The 22,468-nt window shown below is 70.9% G+C and carries 20 protein-coding genes and 1 other RNA gene; 2 read left to right on the forward strand and 19 right to left on the reverse strand.

Going from position 1 to position 22,468, the window contains the following annotated elements:
- Positions 1-90: 90 nt before the first annotated feature.
- Genes D3230_RS02745 through hemE form a run of 6 tightly spaced genes read right to left on the reverse strand, consistent with a single transcriptional unit; the run spans position 91 to position 6,774 of the window.
- On the reverse strand, positions 91-1,422 hold the full coding sequence (locus D3230_RS02745) for a glutamate-1-semialdehyde 2,1-aminomutase (protein ID WP_202343454.1): 1,332 nt from the start codon (positions 1,420-1,422) through the stop codon (positions 91-93).
- The gene (hemB, locus tag D3230_RS02750) at positions 1,419-2,396 is read right to left on the reverse strand and encodes a porphobilinogen synthase (protein WP_202343455.1); all 978 of its coding nucleotides are present in this window, start codon (positions 2,394-2,396) and stop codon (positions 1,419-1,421) included. The genes D3230_RS02745 and hemB overlap by 4 nt, the downstream gene beginning before the upstream one ends.
- Positions 2,393-3,166, reverse strand: a complete 774-nt coding sequence (locus tag D3230_RS02755; protein WP_237466856.1) for a uroporphyrinogen-III synthase — start codon at positions 3,164-3,166, stop codon at positions 2,393-2,395. The genes hemB and D3230_RS02755 overlap by 4 nt, the downstream gene beginning before the upstream one ends.
- 5 nt (positions 3,167-3,171) lie before the next feature.
- Positions 3,172-4,173, reverse strand: a complete 1,002-nt coding sequence (gene hemC / locus D3230_RS02760) for a hydroxymethylbilane synthase (RefSeq protein WP_202343457.1) — start codon at positions 4,171-4,173, stop codon at positions 3,172-3,174.
- A 5-nt stretch (positions 4,174-4,178) separates the two neighbouring features.
- Positions 4,179-5,642 carry a protoporphyrinogen/coproporphyrinogen oxidase gene (locus D3230_RS02765; protein ID WP_202343458.1) on the reverse strand — a complete coding sequence of 488 codons (1,464 nt, stop codon included), beginning with the start codon at positions 5,640-5,642 and terminating at the stop codon, positions 4,179-4,181.
- The gene (hemE, locus tag D3230_RS02770) at positions 5,632-6,774 is read right to left on the reverse strand and encodes a uroporphyrinogen decarboxylase (RefSeq protein ID WP_202343459.1); all 1,143 of its coding nucleotides are present in this window, start codon (positions 6,772-6,774) and stop codon (positions 5,632-5,634) included. Before hemE ends, D3230_RS02765 begins: the two co-directional genes overlap by 11 nt.
- Before the next feature lie 110 nt (positions 6,775-6,884).
- Here hemE and D3230_RS02775 point away from each other — a divergent pair, with 110 nt between their 5' ends.
- Complete coding sequence (locus D3230_RS02775; protein ID WP_202343460.1) at positions 6,885-8,114, forward strand: glutamyl-tRNA reductase; 1,230 nt, start codon at positions 6,885-6,887, stop codon at positions 8,112-8,114.
- 15 nt (positions 8,115-8,129) lie between these two features.
- On the opposite strand, the gene D3230_RS02780 is transcribed toward D3230_RS02775, so the two are convergent.
- The 10 genes from D3230_RS02780 to yczR all read right to left on the reverse strand — a co-directional run bounded on the left by D3230_RS02780 (position 8,130) and on the right by yczR (position 18,478).
- Positions 8,130-9,794 (reverse strand): amidohydrolase, encoded by a 1,665-nt coding sequence (locus tag D3230_RS02780; RefSeq protein WP_202343461.1) that lies wholly within the window; start codon positions 9,792-9,794, stop codon positions 8,130-8,132.
- The gene (locus tag D3230_RS02785; RefSeq protein ID WP_202343462.1) at positions 9,791-11,107 is read right to left on the reverse strand and encodes an MFS transporter; all 1,317 of its coding nucleotides are present in this window, start codon (positions 11,105-11,107) and stop codon (positions 9,791-9,793) included. Before D3230_RS02785 ends, D3230_RS02780 begins: the two co-directional genes overlap by 4 nt.
- Before the next feature lie 86 nt (positions 11,108-11,193).
- Positions 11,194-11,808, reverse strand: a complete 615-nt coding sequence (locus tag D3230_RS02790) for a TetR/AcrR family transcriptional regulator (RefSeq protein ID WP_202343463.1) — start codon at positions 11,806-11,808, stop codon at positions 11,194-11,196.
- 148 nt (positions 11,809-11,956) lie between these two features.
- Positions 11,957-12,328, reverse strand: a transfer-messenger RNA (tmRNA) gene (gene ssrA / locus D3230_RS02795).
- A gap of 158 nt (positions 12,329-12,486) precedes the next feature.
- The gene (locus D3230_RS02800; RefSeq protein WP_202343464.1) at positions 12,487-13,077 is read right to left on the reverse strand and encodes a TetR family transcriptional regulator; all 591 of its coding nucleotides are present in this window, start codon (positions 13,075-13,077) and stop codon (positions 12,487-12,489) included.
- Between the two features lie 4 nt (positions 13,078-13,081).
- Positions 13,082-13,558, reverse strand: coding sequence for an SsrA-binding protein SmpB (gene smpB, locus D3230_RS02805; protein WP_202343465.1), 477 nt, complete (start codon positions 13,556-13,558; stop codon positions 13,082-13,084).
- 114 nt (positions 13,559-13,672) lie between these two features.
- Entirely contained in the window at positions 13,673-14,587 is a 915-nt protein-coding gene (ftsX, locus tag D3230_RS02810) for a permease-like cell division protein FtsX (RefSeq protein ID WP_202343466.1), read from the reverse strand.
- Entirely contained in the window at positions 14,584-15,825 is a 1,242-nt protein-coding gene (gene ftsE, locus D3230_RS02815; RefSeq protein WP_202343467.1) for a cell division ATP-binding protein FtsE, read from the reverse strand. Before ftsE ends, ftsX begins: the two co-directional genes overlap by 4 nt.
- 81 nt (positions 15,826-15,906) lie before the next feature.
- Positions 15,907-17,016 carry a peptide chain release factor 2 gene (gene prfB, locus D3230_RS02820; protein ID WP_202343468.1) on the reverse strand — a complete coding sequence of 370 codons (1,110 nt, stop codon included), beginning with the start codon at positions 17,014-17,016 and terminating at the stop codon, positions 15,907-15,909.
- A gap of 25 nt (positions 17,017-17,041) precedes the next feature.
- Positions 17,042-18,478, reverse strand: a complete 1,437-nt coding sequence (gene yczR, locus D3230_RS02825) for a MocR-like transcription factor YczR (RefSeq protein ID WP_202343469.1) — start codon at positions 18,476-18,478, stop codon at positions 17,042-17,044.
- Between the two features lie 62 nt (positions 18,479-18,540).
- Between yczR and yczE the strand changes: the two genes are divergently transcribed.
- Positions 18,541-19,173 carry a membrane protein YczE gene (gene yczE, locus D3230_RS02830; protein ID WP_202343470.1) on the forward strand — a complete coding sequence of 211 codons (633 nt, stop codon included), beginning with the start codon at positions 18,541-18,543 and terminating at the stop codon, positions 19,171-19,173.
- Positions 19,174-19,191: 18 nt separating this feature from the next.
- On the opposite strand, the gene D3230_RS02835 is transcribed toward yczE, so the two are convergent.
- The 3 genes from D3230_RS02835 to D3230_RS02845 form a co-directional block, all read right to left on the reverse strand.
- Positions 19,192-20,607: an APC family permease gene (locus D3230_RS02835; protein WP_202343471.1), complete on the reverse strand. Its 1,416-nt coding sequence runs from the start codon at positions 20,605-20,607 to the stop codon at positions 19,192-19,194.
- A gap of 200 nt (positions 20,608-20,807) precedes the next feature.
- Positions 20,808-21,608: an ABC transporter permease subunit gene (locus D3230_RS02840; RefSeq protein ID WP_202343472.1), complete on the reverse strand. Its 801-nt coding sequence runs from the start codon at positions 21,606-21,608 to the stop codon at positions 20,808-20,810.
- Complete coding sequence (locus D3230_RS02845; protein ID WP_202343473.1) at positions 21,605-22,468, reverse strand: ABC transporter permease; 864 nt, start codon at positions 22,466-22,468, stop codon at positions 21,605-21,607. The genes D3230_RS02840 and D3230_RS02845 overlap by 4 nt, the downstream gene beginning before the upstream one ends.

Here is a 22,468-nt window from a genome sequence, read left to right on the forward strand (position 1 = left end):
CTCGTGAAACGTGACAGGCAGGCAGGCAGGCAGGCAGGCAGGCAGGCAGGCAGGCAGGCAGGCAGGCAGGCAGGCAGGCAGGCAGGCAGGCTACGCCCGCGCGGCGGCCGCCGCCGCAGCCGGGAGCACCGCGGCGATCCGCTCGAGCGCCGCGTCGTCGTGGGCCGCGGTGACGAACCAGGCCTCGAACGCGCTGGGCGGCAGGTTCACCCCGCCCTCAAGCATCGCGTGGAAGAACGCGCGGTGGCGTAACACCTCCTGGCGTTGCATGTCGGCGTAGCTGCGCGGCGCCTCGGCGAAGTCACCGAACACGACGCTGAACAGGGTGCCCGCGCGCCCGATGCGGTGGGCGACCCCGGCCGCGGTGAGCGCCTCAGACACGGCAAGCGCGAGCGTGTCCGCGGCACCGGCGAGCCGCGCGTACGCCGCCGCGTCCGCGTGCCGGAGCGTGGTGAGCCCGGCCGCGACTGCAAGCGGGTTTCCGGAGAGGGTGCCCGCCTGATAGACGGGGCCGAGCGGTGCCAGCAACTCCATCAGATCCCGCCGCCCGCCGAGCGCGGCGAGCGGCAGGCCGCCGCCGACGACCTTCCCGAAGGTGACGAGATCCGGCGCGACCCCCGCGGGAAGCTCCTCCCCGGTGCTCCCGGCCGACTGCAGACCCCAGTACCCGGAGGGCCCCGCCCGGAACCCGGTCAGCACCTCGTCGAGGATCACGAGTGCGCCGTGCCGGTGCGCGAGCTCGATCATGCCCCGGGTAAACCCGGGCTCCGGCGGGAGCACCCCCATGTTGCAGGCGGCGGCCTCGGCGATGACGCCCGCAATCCGCGCACCGTGTTCGGCGAACGCCGCTTCGAGGGCGGGCAGGTCGTTGTAGGGCAGCACGAGGGTTTGCGCCGCGGTTTCGGCGGTCACCCCGGCGGATCCCGGCAGCGCGAGCGTGGCAAGCCCGGACCCGGCCTCGGCGAGCAGCCCGTCGGAGTGGCCGTGGTAGTGCCCGGCGAACTTCACGATGAGCGGCCGCCCGGTCGCGCCGCGGGCGAGCCGGATCGCGGTCATGGTGGCTTCGGTGCCCGTCGACACCAGGCGCACGCGCTCGACGAGCTGCACGCGGCGCACGATCTCCTCGGCCAGCTCGGCCTCCTCGGGCACCGAGGCACCGAATCCGAGGCCGCGCGCGGCGGCGGCCTGCACGGCCTCGACCACGGCAGGGTGGGCGTGGCCGAGGAGCGCGGGGCCCCACGAGGCGACCAGGTCGACGTACTCGTTCCCGTCGACGTCGGTCACAAGCGCCCCGGAACCCGAGGTCACGAAGCGCGGCGTGCCGCCGACGGCACCGTAGGCGCGCACGGGCGAGTTCACACCGCCCGGAATCACGTTGGCGGCGCGCGTGGCGAGCGCCGCGCTCTGCGGGGTCGCGCTCATCGCAGCCACCCCGCGAGCTCGACGGCGTAGTAGCTCAGGATCGCATCGGCCCCCGCCCGCTTGATCCCGGTCACGGATTCGAGGATCGCGGCGCGGCGGTCGATCCAGCCGTTCGCGGCGGCGGCCTCGATCATGGCGGCCTCCCCCGACACCTGGTAGGCCCACACGGGCACCGGGCTGATCTGGGCGACGTCGGAGAGCACGTCGAGGAAGCTCATCGCGGGCTTCACCATGACGACGTCCGCCCCCTCGGCGATGTCGAGTTCCGCCTCGCGCACCCCCTCGCGGCGGTTCGCCGGATCCTGCTGGTAGCCCCGGCGGTTCCCGGTGAGCTGCGAGTCGACCGCCTCACGGAACGGCCCGTAGAAGGCGGACGCGTACTTCGCGGAATAGGCGAGCACGGCGGTGTCCGCGTGCCCCGCCGCGTCGAGTGCAGCGCGCACCGCGGCGACCTGGCCGTCCATCATCCCGGACAGGCCGAGCAGCGCGGAGCCCGCCTCGGCCTGCGCGATCGCCATCGCCGCGTAGCGCTCGAGCGTGGCGTCGTTGGCAACTTCACCTGCGGCATCGAGCACGCCGCAGTGGCCGTGGTCGGTGAACTCATCGAGGCACAGATCGGTCTGCACCACGAGCGCGTCGCCGACCTCCGCGGCCACCGCGCGGGTGGCGACGTTCAGGATCCCGTCCGGGTCGTCGGCGGCGGACCCCACCGCGTCCCGCGTTTCGGGGATCCCGAAGAGCATGACACCGCCGACGCCGGCCTCGGCGGCCTCAGCGGCGGCGCGGCGGAGCGAGTCGAGCGAGTGCTGCTGCACCCCGGGCATCGCGGCGATGGCTCGGGGTTCGGTGAGCCCTTCCCGCACAAAGGCGGGGAGGATCAGTTCGGCCGGGTGCAGCCGGGTTTCGGCGGCGAGGCGGCGCAGCGCCGGGGTGCGGCGCAGCCGGCGGGGCCGGATCGCGGGGTGGAAGCTCATGCGGGTTCTCCTGTGTGGTGTGGCGGGATGCTGTGGGGGCGGGCGGCGGCGAGTGCGTCGAGCATGCCCGCGATCGTGTGGCGCTCGGCGACGACGTCGGGCGTGAGCCCGAGCTCGGCAAGCACCCGGGCCGTGGGCGGGCCGATCGCGACGAGGCGCAGGCCGGCGGGCAGGGGCAGGAAGCGGACGGCCACCTCGCGCGCGACGGACCCGCTCGTGACCAGGATCGCGTCGACGTCGTCGACGACCCGGTCACGCGCGGGATCGCGCGGCGCTGGGACGGTGCGGTACGCGGCGACGCGGGTCACGAGGTGCCCCGCGTCGCCGAGCGCGCGCTCCAGGTCGGTGCCCGCCCCCTCCGCGAGGGCGAGGAGGACGCGCCTCGGGGCGGCGGGCGCGCTCCGCAACTCCGCACCGAGCGCGGCGCCGAGCGCGGCACCCGTGAACTCGTGGTCGGGCCGCAGCGTGGCGGTGAGTCCGCCCGTCGCGAGCGCCGCGACCGTGGCCGGGCCGACGGCGGCGATCCGGCCCGGGTGTGCCCCGGCCGCGATCACCGCGGCAGCACCCGCGGCGCTGGTCACCGCGAGCCAGTCGAACTCCCCGGCGTTCCATGCGGCGATGGCCGCGGCGAAGGCGTCCGGATCGGCGGGCGGCACCGTCGCGATGAGGGGCACGCGGACGGACACGCCGCCCCGGGCACGGATCTCCGCTTCGGCACGCATAGCGGCGTCGCCGTCCCGGGGCACGAGAATCCGGCACCCCGCGAGCATATCGCTCACCGCGCACCGCCGAGGGGGGCGAGTTCGGCGGCCCCCCGGTCGAGCAGGTCTCGGGCGGCCTCGCGTCCGAGCACGAGCGGGGTGTGCGTGTCCCCGGCCGCCCAGTCCGCCGCGAGTTCGACGGTCAGCTGCTCCGCGCCATCGAGCCGGTACACGACCGCGCGGAGCGTCAGCCGCCCGTCGTGCAGCGCGGCGCTCGCACCGACCGGGGCCGCGCAGCCCGCCTCGAGCGTCGCGAGGAGCGTCCGCTCCGCCACCGCGCACGCGTGCGTCTCCGGGTCGTCGAGCGCGGCGAACGCGGCAGCGTAGGGTTCGTCCGCAACGTCGGCGGCGCGGCACTCGATGCCCAGGGCCCCTTGCCCGGGCGCGGTCGGAACCGTGTCGAGTGGGAATCGCTCGGTGATGGCGGCGCTCAGCCCGGAGCGATCGAGGCCCGCCGCGGCGAGCACCACGGCGTCCAGGTCAGAGCCGACCCGCCCCAGGCGGGTATCGACGTTGCCGCGGAGATCGTGCACCCGGAGATCGGGTCGGGCTGCGCTCAGCTGCGCGGCTCGGCGCGGTGAGCCGGTCCCGACGTGCGCGCCGGCGGGGAGGTCGGCGAGCCCGAGGCCGTCGCGGGCGCAGAGCGCGTCGCGGGCGTCCGCGCGCTCGGGGATGGCGCCCGTCGCGATCCCCGCGCACGGGCCCGTCGGCAGGTCCTTCAACGAGTGCACGGCGAGGTCGCACTCCCCCGCGAGCAGCGCCTCGCGCAGGGCGCTCACAAACACCCCGGTGCCGCCGAGCTGTGACAGCGATTCGCGTGAGACGTCGCCGTGGGTGGTGATGACCACGAGGGCCACGTCGCAGCCGGTCGCGGCGGCGACGGTCTCCGCGACCGTGGTGGTCTGCGCGAGCGCGAGCCGGCTGCCCCGGGTCCCGATCCGCAAGAGCCCCGCGCGGGCATGGATCGGTCCGGCCGCTCGGAAGACGCGGCCGGCGGGGGTCTGTGGGTGCAGCATGAACGTTATGCCTGTTCTGTGAGGGGGTGGGTGGTGGGAGGCGTGGGGAGGCTCAGTGCGACGCTCCGCGCGAGCTGGCGCGCGGCGGGGACGAGCGCGGCGAAGCCGGCACCGGTGCGCCAGTCGCCAAGCAGGTGCACCCCGCTCGGGAACTCCGGGGGCAGACGTGTGCCCCGGAGCGGCATGTCCCAGGCCTGGCGGCCGAAGCCGCGCACGGCGTCGGCCGGCACCGGGGTACCGAGGATGCGGGCGGCGTCCTGCAGGGCGAGCGCGAGTGCGGCGGCGTCGTCGAGAGCGGCCGTGACCGGGGGTGCCCCGGCGCGTCCGTAGGAGAGCCGGATCACCTCACGCCCGGGCGGGACGGCCCCCGGCCATTTCCGGCTGACGTGGGTGAGCGCCTTCGCCGCGATCGGTGGCACCGCCGCGGAAGCCGCCGCGGAACCGGCTGCGGAACCGGCTGCGGGCCCCGAGACGAGCGCCCCGGTGCCGCGCGGAGCGTGGGCGAGGGGCGCGAGCGCGGCGTGGCCGGCATCGAGCACGAGCGCGAGCACCTCGACGGGGGTGCTCACCGCCGCCTCGGGGGTGTCCGCCGTCAGCAGCTGTCGGATCGGGCCCTCGGGAAGCGCGAGCACCACGGCGTCGGCGTGGAGCTCGGACGCCCCACCGTGAAGCGCGAGCCCGCCGGTCGGCCTGGGGGTCACGCCCGTGACGGGTGCCTCGAGCTCGATCGCGACGCCGAGCTCGCGGCAGGCCGCCGCCAGGGCATCGACGAGCGCCGACATCCCGCCGCGGAGCCCGAGCACGGCACCGCCGGCGGCCGCGGCGCTGTCCCGGAGTCGGCGGGCGGCCCCCGTCAGCGAGCCAGTCCGGGCGCGGGCGGCGGCCAGCTCGGTGAGATTCGCGAGCGGCATGCGTTCCGGCTCCGTCGCGGCGACGCCGAGCGTCACGGGTCGGACCAGCCGATCCAGCACCCGCGCCCCCATGCGCGCCCGGACGAGGTCAGCGAGCGTCTCGCTCCCGGATCCGATCCGCCGTGGCAGGAGCGGTTCGACCGCCGCGCGGATCGCGCCCGACACCCCGAGCGCGCGCCGGGCGGCCCGGCCGAGCGGCGCGGCAGGGATGCCCATCGCCCCGGCCGGCGGCAGCGGCACGGCGCTGCCGTCGACCCCGGCCACGAGCCAGGACCCGAGCGGGGCGGGCGCGATGACGCGATCCGCCAGCCCGAGCTCGGTGATCAGTTCCGCGACCGCACCGCCGCGGGTGGCGAACGCTTCCGCGCCGATCTCGACGCGGACGCCCGCGATCTCCGTCGCACGCACGCGCCCACCGAGCCGGGCTGCCGCCTCGCGCAGCGTGACGCGGAGGCCCGCGCGCGCGAGGTCCCGCGCCACGACGAGGCCGGCGACGCCGCCTCCCACGATCGCGACGTGGGCGCGCACGGCACCGGATTCCGGGGGCTCAGGAGGCATGCGCGAGTTCGACGATCCGGGTGAGCACGGCGGGATCCGCGTCGGGCGGCACCCCGTGGCCGAGGTTGAGGACGTGCCCGGGCGCGCGCGATCCGCGCGCGATCACGTCGGCCACCGCGGCCTCCAGCACCGCCGCGGGGGCACCGAGCACGGCGGGATCCAGATTGCCCTGCACCGGCACCCGGTCGCCGAGGCGGCGCGAGGCCTCGTCGAGCGGGGTGCGCCAGTCGATCCCGAGCGCCGAGGTGCCGAGCTGCGCGGTTTCCTCGATGAGGTGGCCGGATCCGACCGCAAAGTGGATCGTGGGCACCGTCGGCGCGGTACCTCCGCCGATCCCCTGCGCCGCATCCAGGGTGCGCCGGGAGGCGGGCGCGACGTGCGCCCGGTAGTCCGCGACGCTCAATGATCCGGCCCACGAGTCGAACAGCTGCACGGCGCTCGCCCCGGCCTCGACCTGCGCTTCCAGGAACACGCCGCTGAGCTCGGCGACCCAATCCAGCAGCTCTCGCCAGGTGTCCGGATCCGAGCGCATCAGCGTTCGCGCCCGGAGATGATCGCGGGAGGGGCCCCCCTCCACGAGGTACGCGGCGAGCGTGAACGGGGCACCCGCGAAGCCGATCAGCGGGGTCGTCCCGAGAGCGCTCACCGTGCGGCGCACGGCCTCGCGCACGGGTTCGAGTGCCGCGCGGAGCCGCTCCGGGGTGAACTCCGCGCGGCAGCGCGCCACGTCGGCGGCGGTGCGCACGGGCTCCGCGAAGACCGGGCCCCGGCCCGCGACCAGGTCGACGTCCACGCCGGCGAGCAGCGGCGGCACCACGATGTCGCTGAAGAACACGGCCGCGTCCACGCCGTGGCGGCGTACCGGTTGCAGCGTGATCTCGCTCGCGAGTTCCGGGTCGAGGCAGGCGTCGAGCATGCGCGTGTGCGCGCGGATCTCGCGATACTCGGGCAGCGAGCGACCCGCCTGGCGCATGAACCACACCGGCGTGGTGTCCGGCCGGTCGCCGCGAAGTGCACGGATCAGCGGCGCGGCCGTGGTGCGTCCGTCGACGAGCGGGTGCTCGGCGGGCAGGACGTTCCCTGGCAGGGCATTCTCAATTTCGGAAGCGCGGGGGGCGGTAGTCTCGTTCATCGGATGTGATGCTACCGCACACATCTGATGTGAAAGATCAGATGTGTCAGCTACGATGCTGATGTCCCCCGCGGACCGCCTCCGATTCGACCAGGAAGCCTCCCCACCACATGCTGTTGTGCATCTCCCTCCACCACCGCGCCGCGGCGTTTCCGCTCCTTGAGGCGGCCACCCGGCACGCAGACTCCGTCGCGCGGCAGTTCCGCTCCTGGGGTCCGGGATCGGTGGTGCTCTCGACGTGCAACCGCTTCGAGCTGTACCTCGACGCCGCGCAGCTCCCCGAGACGGACGAGCGCGCGTTCGGCGAGGCCGCGCTCCGCAAGCTCGCGGAGGCGACCGACATCCCGCTCGGGGAGCTCACCGCGGCCGCGGAGGTCTCCGCCGGTTCCGATGCCGCCCGGCACCTGTTTGCGGTGACGAGCGGGCTCGAATCCGCGGCGCTCGGCGAGGAGGAGATCGCGGGCCAGGTGCGCCGGGCCCACACCCGCGCACGCACGGAACAGACGGTCACCGACGGCCTCGAACGCCTCTTTCAGAGCGCCACGCGCACGTCTCGCGCCGTGCGGGAACGCACGGGCCTGCGCTCGGCGGGCCAGTCGCTCGTGCGGCTCGCGCTCGTGCTCGCGGAGCGCCGGATCCCGGACTGGCAGGACGCCACCGTCCTCCTCGTCGGCACCGGGGCCTACGCCGGCGCGACCGTGGCAGCACTGCGGGATCGCGGGGTGCAGCGGATCCGGGTCCACTCCCCCTCGGGCCGCGCTGCGGCCTTCGCCGCGTCCCACGCACTCGAGCCGCTGCACGCGGACGAGCTGCCGGCGGCCCTCGCGAGCTCCGAGCTGATCATCGCGTGCAGTGCGACGCAGGATCCCCTCCTCGACGCCGCGGACTTCGCCGCGCCCGCCGACCGGACCCGCCTCGTGCTCGACCTCGGGATGCCGCGAAACATCGACGCAGCCGTCGCGGACATCCCGGGGGTTGAGCTTCTCGACATCGAGACGATCTCGGTTCACGCCGCGGTGCCCGAGCTCAGCGCGGAGGACGAGGCGCACATTCTCGTCGACGCCGCGGCCGCCGAGTTCACCACCAACCAGGCCGAGCGCATCATCGGGCCGACCCTCGCGAACCTGCGCGGGCACGTGCTCTCGATCCTCGAGGACGAGCTGTGCCGCGCGCGGCGCGGGACCGCCACACCCCAGACCGAGGACGTGGAGGCCGCGCTGCGCCGCTTCACCGGTCGGCTCTTGCACGAGCCCACGACCCGGCTGCGGGCGCTCGCCCGCGAAGGCCGGGCCGCGGAGGCCCAGGCCGCGGCCCGCACCCTGTTCGGCGTCGAGGCGTAGCCGCCCGGCTGCGCGCTAGGCGCCCCGCCGGTCCGCCACGATCCGGCCGCGACGCAGGGTGAGCACGTTCCGCGTGCGCCAGATCTCCGACGCCGGCCCCGCGAACGGATCGCGGTCGGTCAGCGCGAGATCCGCCACCGCGCCGGCCTCCAAACGCCCCGCCCCGCCCGGGGTCCCGAGCAGCTCGTGCGAGCCGCGCGTGTAGCCGGTGAGCGCGGCTTCGAGGCTCAGTGCCTCCGCCGGCAGCAGCGGTTCCGCATCCGGCTCCCCCGGTGCCCGGCGGTTCACGGCGACGTGGATCGCCTGCCAGGGGTCCGGCGTCGACACTGACCAGTCCGAGCCGAACGCGAGGGCGGCCCCGGCGCGCTCCAGCGACGCGAAGGGGTACTGCCACCCCGCCCGCTCCTCGCCCAGCACGGGGAGCGTGAGCTCGACCATCTGCTGCTCGAGCACGGCCCAGAGCGCCTGGCAGTTCGCCGTCACGCCCAGCTCCGCGAAGCGCGGCAGCTCGACCGGGTCCACGACCTGCAGGTGCGCGATGTGGTTGCGGATCCCCGCCCGGTCCGCGGCCGGGACCGCGGCGACGGCGTCGAGCGCGATGCGCGTCGCCCGGTCCCCGATCGCGTGGAAGTGAGCGTGGAAGCCCCGGGCATTGAGCTGGGGAACAAGCTCGGCGAGATCCTCCGCGCTGAAGTATGCCAGGCCGCGATTCGCTTCCCCGCCGGCGCAATCGCAGCCGTCCACATAGGGCTCCGTCATCGCCGCGGTCAGGTTCTCCGCCACCCCGTCGACCATGATCTTCGCGGTGTCCGCGCGGAAGCCACGCGCCGCAGCAGCGGCCCGCCGGCGCTCAAAGTCGGCAACGATCGCGTCGGCGTCGACCGGCGATTCCGGGTTCGAGAGATCCCGCACCACCCAGAGCGCGCCCGACACGTCGGCGTCGATCCCGGTGGCCATTTCCGCCAGATATGCCTCGGTCACATCGGGGTAGCCCGCGTACTCGCCGAGGATCGCTTCCTGCCACGCGGTCACCCCGTAGCCGTGCAGCAGTTCCTGGCCGCGCAGCAGTCCGGCGCGGCACTCCGCCACGGTGGTGGGCGGGAGGACGTGCGCGAACAGCTCCTGCGCGCCCTCGTGCATCGTTCCGCTCGGGGTGCCGTCGGCGTGCCGCTCGAAGCGCCCGTCGTCCGGATCCGGCGTCGCCGCGTCGATCCCGGCGAGCGCAAACGCGCGGGAGTTCGCCCACGCCCCGTGGTGGTCGGCGTTCACGAGGAACACGGGCCGATCGGGCACCACACGGTCGAGCTCCTCCCGACTCGGGGCACCGCCCGGGAAATGCGCCATGCTCCAGCCGCCGCCCAGGATCCACTCGCCGGGGTGCGCCGCGGCGTAGGCGGCGATCCGGGCGAGCGTGTCCGCGGCACCGGTGCTCTCGCTCAGTTCGAGCCGCCCGAGTTCCACGCCACCGAACACCGTGTGGACGTGCGCGTCGGCGAAGCTCGCGTGCAGGAGCCCGCCCGCTGCGTCGATGTGGTGCGCGCCGTGGGCCTCCGGGAGGGCCGCGATGCGCGCGCTGTCGCCGATCGCCGCGATCACGCCGTCGGCGATGAGGATCCCGCGGTCGGCGACGGGGCCACCGCGCAGGAAGGCGGTGGCGCGGGTGATGAGGGTGCGGGTCATGCGGAGACTCCGTTCGTCTGAGGATTCGAGTGGTTCGAGGTGCGAGACCGGCTGCGCTCCGCGAACCGCGAGGCGTACACGATGAGGGCACCGGTCACGACCGCGAGTGTCGTCATCACGGTGGCGAGGACCGGGGTGCCGAAGCGATCGAACAGCTGCGTGGCGACGAAGGGACCGAGGGCCACCCCGATCACGTACACGCCGTTGACGAGCACGCTGACCCCACCATCGCGGGAGAGCGAGGCGGCGAGGCCGAAGATCAGTGGCAGCATCGCGCCGAACACGAAGCCCCACACGGCGCTCGAGACCGCATACATCACCGGGGTGGCGAGCACGATGAGGCCCAGCTTTGCCAGGGCGCTCACCGCGAGCAGCGCGCACAGGGTTGCGGTCCGCCCGAACCAGCGGTGCAGGAACGGGGCGATGAGCGCGCCGCCCAGGCCGCAGAACACGGACAGTGCGAAGATCATCGGCACGAAACTGTCGGAGACGGGCATGTCGCTCTCCCCCACGATGACGCCTACCAGGCCGTAGACGCCGTCATCGGTGATGGACCACGCCCCGAAGCCGAGGGCGAGCAACCAGCCGATCCGGCGCGTGCGGCGCGCCGGGGCGGTGACGTGTGCGCCGGCGGTGCTCGCCGCGTGCGCGTCGTGCTCGGCGCGCACGCTCGCCGGGGCGGGCGGGGCGGCGTCTCCCGCAGAGGCCGCAGCAGCGGCGGTGCCCACCACGGACACCATCGCGGTGTCCTCGGGGAGGCGCGGCAGCCACTGCGCACCGATGAAGCCGATGATCCCGGGGATCGCAAGAATCAGGAACAGTTCGCGGACACCGCCGCCGACGAGCGGAATCGTGAGGAACGCGACCGCAACGAGAAAGCGGTTCACGATCATCACGAGGCTGGTGGCGCGATCCGGATCCGGGGTGGCGGACACCGCGGCCGTCGCGGCGGAGATGACGAGACCGGAGCCGACGCCGCCCGCGATGAGCGCGGTCATGCTGACCCCGGCGACCGGCCAGAGGGCACCGGCACCAAAGGCCAGCATCATGATGGCGAGGCCGATGCGGGCCACACGCACGCGATCGCCACGCTGCACGATCCGGCGCGAGCCGAGGACCGCCGCGGCGTTCGCGAGGGTCATCCCGGTGGCGACGAGCCCGGCGGTGGTGACCGAGACGCCGAGCTGATACACGAGCTTTTCGATGATCGAGGGGACGAGGTTTGCGGGGAGCAGCGCAAACACCCAGGTGGTGATGAGCGCGGTCATCGCGGGCGCGCCCGCGCGCCCGCCCGTGCCGAGGGGTCGAGTCATATCAGGAAGTTCCTCTTCGTTGGGGGCTACCGGGATAGGAAATGCGAGGTGATGCTGTGGTGGTGCGGCGTGGATGGTGCGTTGATTCAGGCGGACGCGTGGCCGGGGGTGTGACGGAGCAGGCCCGCGAGCAAGTCGTCGAGCGTGCTGTGCAGGTGCTCGCGGCGGTCGAGGTCCTCGGGCACCGTGCCGAGCGCGGCTGCGAGCCGCGGGTGAGCCTCCGGCGACACCTCGCTGGCCTGGAACGGTGGTGCGAGCAGGTCGAACGCCGCGCCGATCACGATGGCGTCGATCGTGCCGATGAGGGGCAGGATCCGCGTGTCCGGAACGCCCAGCGAGTGCAGGGTGCGCGCCAGGTCCTCGTACAGCCACCGCAGTTCGTCATCTTGGAACGGCTCGGTGATCAGGACGGGCACGAGTGCCGGGATCTCCCCGGCGAACTCGGCGTAGGAGTGGACGATCCGCGAGAGCCGCTCGCGCCCGGCACTGTCTCCGAGCTCGGTCCGCAGCCGCAGGATCCAATCGCGGCGCAGCAGGTGGACGATCGCGGCCTTGGACGGGACGTGATGGTAGATCGAGGAGACTCGCACGTCGAGCTCGCGCGCGAGCTGGGCGAGGGTGAAGTCGCCGTCGCGGGCGAGCCGCCGCACGGCGTCGAGGATCCGCGCCTCGCTGAGGATGGGGGTGTGTGGTCGCGCCATTGCTGTCCAATCGGAAGGGTGATCTCACCATAACCGAGCGGCATTCGGTTTGCAAACCGAGCGGCATTCGATTCACCGAGGCACAAAAAATGCCCCGAGCTCGATCTGAGCTCGGGGCACCTGCTGCCAGTGCGCGCAATATGAAAGCTGGTGGAGCCGCGGGGAATTGAACCCCGGTCCACTTCGACGATTCCATGCCTTCTACGGGTGTAGTTCGTGTTAGCGTTCTACTCGGCCTCGCTCTTTGCCACGAACACCTAGTGCGACAGGCCCAGCCTCAGAAAAAGTCCCCGCACGCCCTGAGGCGCGACGTACGAGCAAGCCCCCTAAATGACGCCAGGAACCGGGGCGGAGGCACACCCGGCCTGACGGACTCGGTCTCGTGCTTAGGCAGCGAGAGCGAAGTCGGTGCGCTTAGAAGTGGCACCTATTGGTTTGCGAAGGGCGTTAACGAGATAACTTCGCGTCCTCGACCCGCTTCTCACAGTCTCAAACCGACGTGTCGAAACCGATCGGCCCCTGAATGCACCGGATACCCGGTACACAGCGAGGCATTCACATTGCGCGCTCTGGAATTATCACTCCGGTTCACACCGGATCCGACCGGCCGAAGCCGGAACACTCATTCTAGCACCCGGGCCGCCACCGTGCCAGGCGCCGGAGCCCGGAACGGTCCGCTCACAGCGGACGATCGAGCCCGAGAGTCCACCGGCAGGCGTCCGCGACGAACCCCGCATACGCGGGCTCGGAACGCACCGCCGGGCTGTTCGCATACGCCCCGAGCCCGTCCACCGCCATCCAGATCCGGATCGCGGCGTCACGCGGCGCCGCCGCGATAAACTCGCCCGCCGCCACCCCGGCCGCGATCAGCGCACTCAGCCGATCCTCATCCAGTGCCTCCTGCTGCGCGATCGCATCGGCGAGGCGGGGCTGGAAGCGGGCCAAATGGCGCGCGTTCAGCCACAGCCGCCCGAGCACTCGCGCCTCGGCACTCTCGACGCGCGCCACAAATGCCGCGAGCCGCTCCCGGGGCGTCCCGGTCGCCACAAACAGGCGGTCGCGCTCCCCGGACACCGCCCGCGCAAACGCCTCGGCGACGAGCTCGTCGACGGCCGGAAAGTAGTGGCTGATCAGCCCCGGTCGCACCCCGAGACGCTCGGCGATCTCCCGCAGGGTGATCCGCTCCAGGCCGGCGTCGAGGGCGGTCTGCGCCGCGGACTCGAGGATCTCGGCACGCCGCTCCTCCGGGGCTTTCCGCACCCGGCTCACGGGGTCACTCCCCCGTGCGGTTGCGCTGGCGCATGGCGCGCTCGGCCTCGCGCGCGTCCTGCTTCTCGCGCAGCGTCTGCCGCTTGTCGTATTCCTTCTTGCCCTTGGCAAGCGCGATCTCGACCTTGGCGCGCCCGTCGAGGAAGTAGAGCCGCAGCGGCACGATCGTCATGCCGCCCTCGCGGGTCTTCTGGTACAGCTTGTCGATCTGCTGCCGGTGCAGCAGCAGCTTCCGCTTGCGCCGGGGCCGGTGGTTGGTCCAGGAACCGTTGAGGTACTCGGGGATATAGGCGGCGTCGAGCCACGCCTCCCCGTTCTCGATGAACACGTACCCGTCCACGAGCGATGCCCGCCCCATCCGGAGCGACTTCACCTCGCTGCCGGTGAGCACCATCCCCGCCTCGTAGGTATCGATGATGTGATACTCATGCCGAGCCTTCTTGTTGGAGGCAATCAGCTTCTCGCCGGTTTCCTTGGGCATGGTCACATCCTCTCGGGACGGGGTCGGGCGGGGCAGTCGCAGCACGTGCCGCGGAAGGCTCTAGCCTAGCGGATTTCTGCGGCGGCGCGCGTGAACCCACGCGCCGCCGCAGCGCTACACCCGGAGGTAGCGGGTGATCGCGATCTTCGCGGCGATCGCGGACAGCACGACGCCCACGAGGATCAGTACCGGCGGCACGATCAGCGATTGCTCCACCGTGATGTAACTGGTGAACGGGATCTCACGCGCGAGGAAGCCCTGCACGAAGAATTTCACGATCGACACCGACGCCGCGCTCGCGAGCACCGCCCCGATCAGGGCGGCGATGATGCCCTCGAGAATGAATGGCGTTTGGATGAACCGGTTCGACGCGCCCACAAGACGCATGATCCCGATCTCTCGGCGGCGCGAGTATGCCGAGAGCCGGATCGTCGTCGAAATCAGGAGCATCGCCGCGACCAGCATCAGGCCGGCGATCGCGATCGCAGTGTAGCTCGCGGCGCCGAGGAACAGGAAGATCCGGTCGAGCAGACTGCGCTGATCCGAGACGCTCTGCACGCCCGGGATCCCGCTGAACGTCTCGGTGATGATCTCGGACTTCGAGGGATCGGTGAGCTTGATCCAGAACGTCTGGTTCAGCTGCTCCGGTTTCGTGATGTCGACGATCGGGTTGCCCTCGAACTGCTTCGTGAACTCGTCGTAGGCCTCGTCGTGATCCACGAAGAAGTAGTCGTCGACGTACGGCGTGAGGGTGTCCGACTTCAGGGCGTCCTCGACGGCGGCGATCTCCGCCTCCCCCGCGTCGGTGCCCGCGCAGGTCGCACTCTGGTCGTAGTCCGTGCACAGGTATACCGCGACCTGGGCGCGGTCGTACCAGAAGGTCTTCATCTGCTGCACCTGCAGCTGCATGATGATCGCGGCCCCCACGAAGGTGAGCGACACGAAGGTTACGAGGATCACGGAGATCACCACGGACATATTGCGACGGAGGCCGTTCCAGACCTCACCGAGCACGAGTCCCACTCTCATCGTACGGGCCCCACATCTGTCTGCTCATCGTCGTTCCGGTCCAGTCCCAGGTGCTCCGCGAGGCTGCCGGTCTCCGACATCTGCACGGGGTCCATGGGGCGCCCGGGATCCAGGAACCCGGGAATGCGCTTGGCGTGCGGCCCCCCGTCGGCGCGGACGGTGTCGTCCCAGTCGTCGCCGTCGATCGCCGGATCGTGCTCCCCAAACGGACGCGGCTCCTCGTACACCGATGCCTCGGGCGTCGCGTCCGCGGCGGGGTCCGTGGATCCCGCGGCTTCCGCCCCGGATCCAGGGTCCGCGGCAGCCTCGGTCACCGCTGCGGCGGCCGCTCCAGCCGCTGCGGCGGCGGCCGCGCTGACGACGCGGGCCTCGGTCGTCGCAGCGGCTACCGCGGCCGCGCTGCCCGCGCCGTCCTCGACCGCCGCGGCGCCCGCGGCGGCTTCCGCGTTGGCCCGCGCGAGTTCTTCGGGCTCCAATGCGGCCCGCACCACGGCCTCCGTCGTGCGGAGCACGCGAACGCCCTCCGCGGAAAGGTCGGCGACCGGGATCGACGCGGTCTCGCCGTAGCCGCCGCCCTGCTCGTCGCGAACGATGACGCCCTGCGAGAGCTCCACGACACGCTGCTGCATGATGTCCACGAACGTGGCCTCGTGCGTGGCCATCACCACGGTCGTGCCCGCCGCGTTAATGGCGCGAAGCAGCTGCATGATCCCGAGGCTGGTCGCCGGGTCCAGGTTTCCGGTCGGCTCGTCAGCGAGCAGAATGGCGGGCTTATTCACGATGGCGCGCGCGATCGCCACGCGCTGCTGCTCGCCGCCGGACAGCTCGTGCGGGAACCGCTTGGCCTTGTTCGCCAGACCCACCATTTCGAGCGTGTCCGGCACCGCCTCCTGGATAAAGCCGCGGGACTTCCCGATGACCTGCAGCGAGAACGCGACGTTGTCGTACACGGTCTTGTTCGTGAGGAGCCGGAAGTCCTGGAACACCGTGCCCAGGTTGCGCCGGAAATACGGCACCTTCCGCGAGGAGATCTTGCTGAGGTCCTGCCCCAGCACGTGGATCTTCCCCGAGCTCGGCTGGTCTTCGCGCAGGATCAAGCGCAGGCAGCTCGATTTGCCGGATCCGGAAGCGCCCACGATGAACACGAACTCGCCACGGTCGACCTGCAGGTCGATACCGTCGAGCGCGGGTTTCGCGGTGCCCCGGTACTTTTTAGTGACGTTCTCAAAGAGGATCATGACGCTACGACCCTACGCCCCACGCCCAGCTGCGGGCTGCAGGCGCGCTGGGATATGCGGGCTTCCCCCAGCTTGGGGCGCCTACTGGGCTTTCTCGAGGGATCGCCACCGGATGCCCGCGGCGATGAAACCGTCGATCTCGCCGTCAAACACCGCGTCCGGCTGGGAAGATTCGAACCCGGTCCGGAGGTCCTTCACCAACTGCTGGCCGTAGAGGAAGTAGGAGCGAATCTGATCGCCCCAGCTCGCGGTGACGCTGCCGGCAAGCTCCTTCTTCTTCGCGGCCTCCTGCTCGCGCTGCAACAGGAGCAGGCGGGTTTGGAGCACGCGCATCGCCGCGGCGCGGTTCTGGATCTGCGACTTCTCGTTCTGCATGGACACCACGATCCCCGTCGGGATGTGTGTCAGCCGCACCGCGGAGTCGGTGGTGTTCACGGACTGCCCGCCGGGCCCCGAGGAGCGGTAGACGTCCACGCGAATATCCGTTTCGGGGATCTCGACCGAGGTCGCCTCCTCGAGCAGCGGGATCACCTCGACGCCCGCGAAGCTCGTCTGCCGCTTGTCCGCCGAGCCGAACGGGCTGATCCGCGCGAGCCGGTGGGTGCCGGCCTCGACCGAGAGCGTGCCGAAGGCGTAGGGGGCTTCGACCTCAAAGGTCGCGGACTTGATGCCCGCGCCCTCCGCGTAGGAGGTGTCCAGCACCTTGGTCTTGTAGCCGCGGTGCTCGGCCCAGCGGAGGTACATGCGCAGGAGCATCTCCGCGAAGTCGGTCGCGTCGTCGCCGCCCGCGCCAGATCGGATCGTGACCACGGCGGAGCGCTCGTCGTATTCCCCGGAGAGCATGGTCTGCACCTCGAGGTTCTGGATCACGCCCTCCAGCGCTTCGAGCTCGGCCGTGGCTTCCGCGCCGGACTCCTCGTCTTCCATCTCGAGCGCCAGCTCCACCAGCACCTCGAGATCGTCGAGGCGGGACTCGACCGCGCGCAGCCGCTTGACGTTCGCCTGGCGGTGCGACAGCCCGCTGGTGACGAGCTGCGCGGCCGCGGGATCGTCCCACAGATTCGGTGCCGCCGCCTGCTCTTCGAGCTCGACGATCTCGCGCTCGAGGCGCGGCAGATCCATCACGGCTGCGATATCGGCGTAGGTGGCGCGCAGCGCGCGGATCCGGGCACTGAAGTCAAGTTCGAGCATAATCCTGACAGTCTATCGCCCGGGACTAGATCACCGCGCCGCCCGGCTCGGAGACCGCCGCCCCCTGGGCGCGGTCGCCCCACGCCGACGCAAGCACGCCGATGGCCCGGTCGAGCTGCGCGGGGGGTGCCGTGAACGGGAGGCGCACGAACCGCTCGAAGACCCCCGGACTGCCGTAGCGCGGGCCGGGCGGGATGCGGAGGCCGAGCCGCGCGGCCGCCCGGCTCAAGCGGGTGCTCTCGGGCACGCCCAGATCCGCCCAGACCGCGACGCCGCCTCCGGCCCGCGACAGCTCCCAGTCCGGCAGCTGGGCCGCGACCGCCTCGACGAGGACGCGATGGCTCGCGGTCAGTTCCCCGGAGCGTTCCGCCAGGATCTCGTCGTAGCGCTCCAGTGCCAGTTGCGCGAGCACCTGTTCCCAGGCCCCGGTGCCGAGGTCGCCGATACGTCGGGCCGCCTCCAGCTGTGCGATCAGGGCGGAGCTTGCGCGGATCCACCCGATCCGCAGGCCGCCCCACACGGTCTTCCCCAGCGACCCGACCGTGAGGATCTGATCGCGCTGGTGCGCGTGGTCCGCGAACGCGGCGAACGGCCGGATCGTTCGCGCCCCGCCGAGCGTCAGTTCGGCGGTGGTCTCGTCGACGACGATATAGGCGCCCCGACTCGCGAGGGCCCCGATGAGCTCCGCGCGGAGCTCACCCGGCATGCTGAGGCCGGTCGGATTCTGGTGATCCGGAATCAGATAGGCGAGGTGGGCCGCGCTCTGCGCCGCGATGCTCAGCATGCTCGCCGCGTCGTATCCCCGCCCGTGCACGGGCAGCTCCGCGACGGGGCCGCCGGCCGCGGCAAGCGCCTCGCGGGCGTGGGGGTAGCTCGGCGATTCCACGAGGCTCCGGTCGCCGCGCCGCAGGATCGTCCGCGCGATCAGGTAGATCGCGTGCTGGGCACCGAGCGTGACCATGATCTGCCCCGGATCGGTGGGCAGCCCGCGCGCGGTGTAGCGTGCGGCGAGCGCGGCGCGGAGCTCGGGCCGGCCGATCGTGTCGTAGCCGTCGAGCTGAAACACGTCGCCGTGCTCCGCGAGCGCCCGCTGACTTAACGCGGGCAGGCCGCCCCAGGGGCCGGGCGAGGCGCGGGTCAGGTCGAGGGACTCCTCGTTCGGCTCCGCCCAGGCGCCGGTCTCGGAGGACCGCGGCGCGCGGACCACGGTGCCCGACCCCCGCCGTGACACCGCGGCACCGGCCTCGCGGAGCTGCTGGTAGGCCGCCGCTACGGTGGTGCGGCTGACCCCGAGCTCCTCCGCGAGCGGGCGTTCCGCCGGTAGCGCTGATCCCGCGGGAAGGCCGCCGTCGCGCACGAGCAGCACGATGCTCTCGCTGAGCTCGTGGTAGCTGTGGCTGTCGCCGCGCCACTGGCCGAGGAGCTGGTGCAGGCGACGTGCCGAAACTCGCTGGGCGATCATGAGGCCACTATAGACAGATTGGCCTGTTGCGCACCAGGCCACTTTCAGGTGGACTGATTACCGTGACCCTTCGACTCCTGAGACTCATCCCCGGCCTGCTGCTCTACGGCATCGCCGACGCGTTCATGATCCGCGCCGCCGTCGGCGTCGACCCCTGGACGGTGTTTGCGCAGGGCGTTTCGCTGCACACCCCGTTGAGCATCGGGATCCTCACGAACATCATCGGACTCACCGTCCTCCTGCTCTGGATCCCGCTGCGACAGCGCCCGGGCCTCGGCACGATCCTGAACATCCTGCTGGTGGGCCCCGGCATCGACCTCGGCCTCTGGCTGCTGCCGGTCCCCGAGTCGATGTGGCTGCGCATCGCGTTCTTCACGATCGGGATGCTGCTGCTCGCCGTCGCAAGCGGCATCTACATCGGCGCGCGCCTCGGCCCCGGCCCGCGGGACGGCCTGATGACGGGCATCCACGCCCGCTTCGGCACCCCCATCTGGATCGCCCGCACCGGCGTCGAGCTGACGGTGCTGGTCATCGGCTGGATCCTCGGCGGCAACGTCGGCCTCGGCACGGTGGCCTTCGCCCTGCTCATCGGGCCGCTGTGCGGGATCACGCTCCCCCTGTTCGACGCGGAGCTGCGACGCGAACGCCGGGCGGCGGATTCCGCAGAACCCCAACGCCCGGCGCTCACCCACTAGCGTTCGCCGCCCGTCGGTTTAGTCGTCGACCGGCACCTTGTTGTAGCCGGTCACCGGCTGGCTCTCATCGAAGCCCGCGACCTTCCGCCGGAAGCCGCGCGTGAGGTACACGAGATATGCGAGACCGATCAGCGTCCAGGCAACACCGCCGATGAGCGCGTCCACGTGCAGGTTCGCCCAGAGCACGCCGGTGAGCAGCGTGCCGATGCCCGGCATGATGATGAACCAGAAGATGTCCTTCGGGGTGCGGCGGCGGCCCTGTCGGATCGCGAACCAGGCGATCACCGAGAGGTTCACGAACGTGAAGGCAATGAGCGCGCCGTAGTTGATGAACGCCGCGATCATCTCGAGCGTGAAGGCGATCGCGAGCAGGCAGACCGCGCCCGTGAGCACAATGTTGAAGGTCGGGGTGTGCGTCTTCGGGTTGATGTAGCCGAAGAACTTCTTCGGAAGCACGTTGTTGCGGCCCATCACGAGCAGCATGCGCGACACCGAGGCGTGCGAGGCGAGGCCCGAGGCGAGGGTCGCCGCGAAGCCCGCGGCCGTGAGCACCGCCTGGAGCACGGGGCCGCCAACGAAGTTCCCGATCAGCGGCAGGGTCGAATCCTCGACGTACTGCATGTCGCCGCCGGGCGCGAACACGTTCCAGTCCGGGAAACGCAGCTGCGTGAAGTAGCCGGCGATCAGGAAGATGGCGCCACCGATGACCACCGTGAGGAGGATCGCGCGCGGCATGATCTTCGGGCTCTTCGCCTCCTCGACGTACATCGTGACCGCGTCGAAGCCGATGAAGGAGAAGCACACGATCGTGGCACCCATGAGCACCGCGCCCATCGTGACCCCGTCGTGGATAAACGGCTGCATCGAGGCGACCGTGCCGACGCCCTCGCCGCCCGCGAGCTGCGCCCACACCATGACCACGAACACGGTCATCACGACGATCGAGAACACGAGCAGCAGCATGTTCAGGTTTGAGGTGCCACGCATCGTGAAGTAGATCACGCCCGTGACGAGGATGCAGTACAGCACCACCCAGATCCAGCCGGGAATCCCGGGGAACACCGCCTCGAGGTAGCTCCGGATGATGAGGCAGTTCACCATCGGCAGCAGCATGTAGTCGATCAGCGAGGTCCAGCCGACCATGAAGCCAACGTTCGGGTGCATCGACTCCTTGACGTAGGTGTAGGCGGATCCCGCACTGGGGATCGCCCCCGCCATCTTGCCGTAGCTCACCGCGGTGAAGATCATCACGATCAGCGCAACAAGGTAGGCGAGCGGCACCACGTTGGCGGTGTCCCGGGCGACCATGCCGAAGGTGTCAAACACCACCGTGGGGGTCATATAGCCGAGTCCGAGGCCGACGATGGCCCACAGCCCGAGGTTGCGCTTCAGAGACCCACCGCGCTTGGCGGCCGGCATCAACGTCTTTGTCATGTGCTCTCCTCAACAGCGAGAGTCGCACCGGGCCTGTGCGCCCCGATGCGACATGCAGTTCGGCGGGATCGTGCCCCGCCACGGGAGACATCATCCTCCGGATTCGGCCCCCACGCCAAAACCCGCACCCCCGGACCGAAGAATCTTCGGCGGGAGCGCGGGTTTCTCGTCCGTCGGCCGGCTGCGGCGCCGGCCGACGGTCACTGCCTGGCGAGCCGTCTCTGTTTGTTGATGTTGACCATCTGCACGATGATCACGAGCAGCAGCGCCCCCACAAACACGATCGAGGCGAGCACATTCGCCTGCGCGGGAACGCCCTTCAGGGCGGACACGTAGATGAACTTCGGGAAGGTCGTCGCCGTGCCGGAGTTGAAGTTCGTGATGATGAAGTCATCGAACGACAACGCGAAGCTGAGCAGGGCCGCACCGATGATCCCGGGCATCAGCATCGGGAGGGTGATCCGCCAGAACACCTGCCCCGGGGAGGCGTAGAGGTCCCGCCCCGCCTCCTCGATCGCCGGGTTCAGGCTCGCGACCCGCGCCTTCACCGCGACCACCACGTAGGAAATACAGAACATCGTGTGCGCGAGGATGATCGTGCCGATCCCCTTCTCCACGCCCGCGAGCAGGAACTGCGCCGCGAGACCCGCCCCGAGCACCACCTCGGGGGTCGCCATGGGCGTGAACAGCAGCAGGCTGATCGTGGAGCGGAACTTGAAGCGGTAGCGGACGAGCGCGAGCGCGATCATCGTGCCGAGTACCGTCGCGATCACGGTCGCGACGACACCGACCAGGATGGAGTTGCCAAACGCAGTGCACACCTGCGGCGCCCCGCACGGGTTCTGCCAGTTGTCGAGCGTGAAGCCACGCCAGATGATGTTGTTGCGCCCCGCGTCGTTGAACGAGAACAGGATGACGTGCGCGATCGGCAGCAGCAGGTACACGAGCGCGATCGTAGCGACGACCGGCACAAACGCTTTTCCGAGAGTGAAGCCCTTCACAGCAGATCCTCCGCCCCGCTCTTGCGCACATACGTAGCCACGATCACCAGGATCACGATCATCAGGATGATCGACAGCGTCGCCGCCATCGGATAGTTCTGGGTTTGCAGGAAGTTCGACTCGATCACGTTGCCGATCATCGTGGTCGACGTCCCACCCAGGAACTCCCGCGACGCGTTCACGTAGTCGCCCGACATCGGGATGAAGCTGAGTAGCGTCCCCGACACCACGCCCGGCATCGACAGCGGCAGGGTCACCCGCCGGAACGTCGTCACCGGTGAGGCGTACAGATCCGACCCCGCTTCGAGGAGCCGCAGATCGAGCGCCTGCAACGAGGAGAACATCGGCAGCACCATGAACGGAATGAAGTTGTAGACCAAACCGAAGATCACGGAGAAGTGCGTGCCCACGAGCTCGCTCGGCAGGATCGACTTCCACGCGAGGGTGCGCAGCAAGAAGCTAATGAAAAACGGAGCGACGACGAGGATCAGCAGGATCCCCTGCAGCATCGGCCGCGACCGCACCTTCACCCCGATGAGGTACGCCACCGGGTAACTGATGCACAGCCCGATGATCGTCGCCACGATCGCATAGATAAAGGAGCGCAGCAGGTGCGGCCAGTACTCCTGCATCGCGACCCAGTAGTTCGAGAACTGCGCGGCCGCCACGTACTGCCCGATCCCACCGCTGTCCGCGGGGGCCTGGAGTGACGTGATCGCGAGCTGCACGAACGGTGCCACGAAGAACAGCAGCATGTAGGCGATGCCCGGCGCGAGCAGCAGCAGCGCGATCCAGCCCCGCTTGCGCGGTGCCTGCTCAACCACTTTCGTCGGGCCGCCGGAAAAGGCGGTAAAAGCCAT

This window comes from Leucobacter chromiireducens subsp. solipictus (assembly GCF_016758195.1).
Lineage (GTDB): Bacteria > Actinomycetota > Actinomycetes > Actinomycetales > Microbacteriaceae > Leucobacter > Leucobacter solipictus.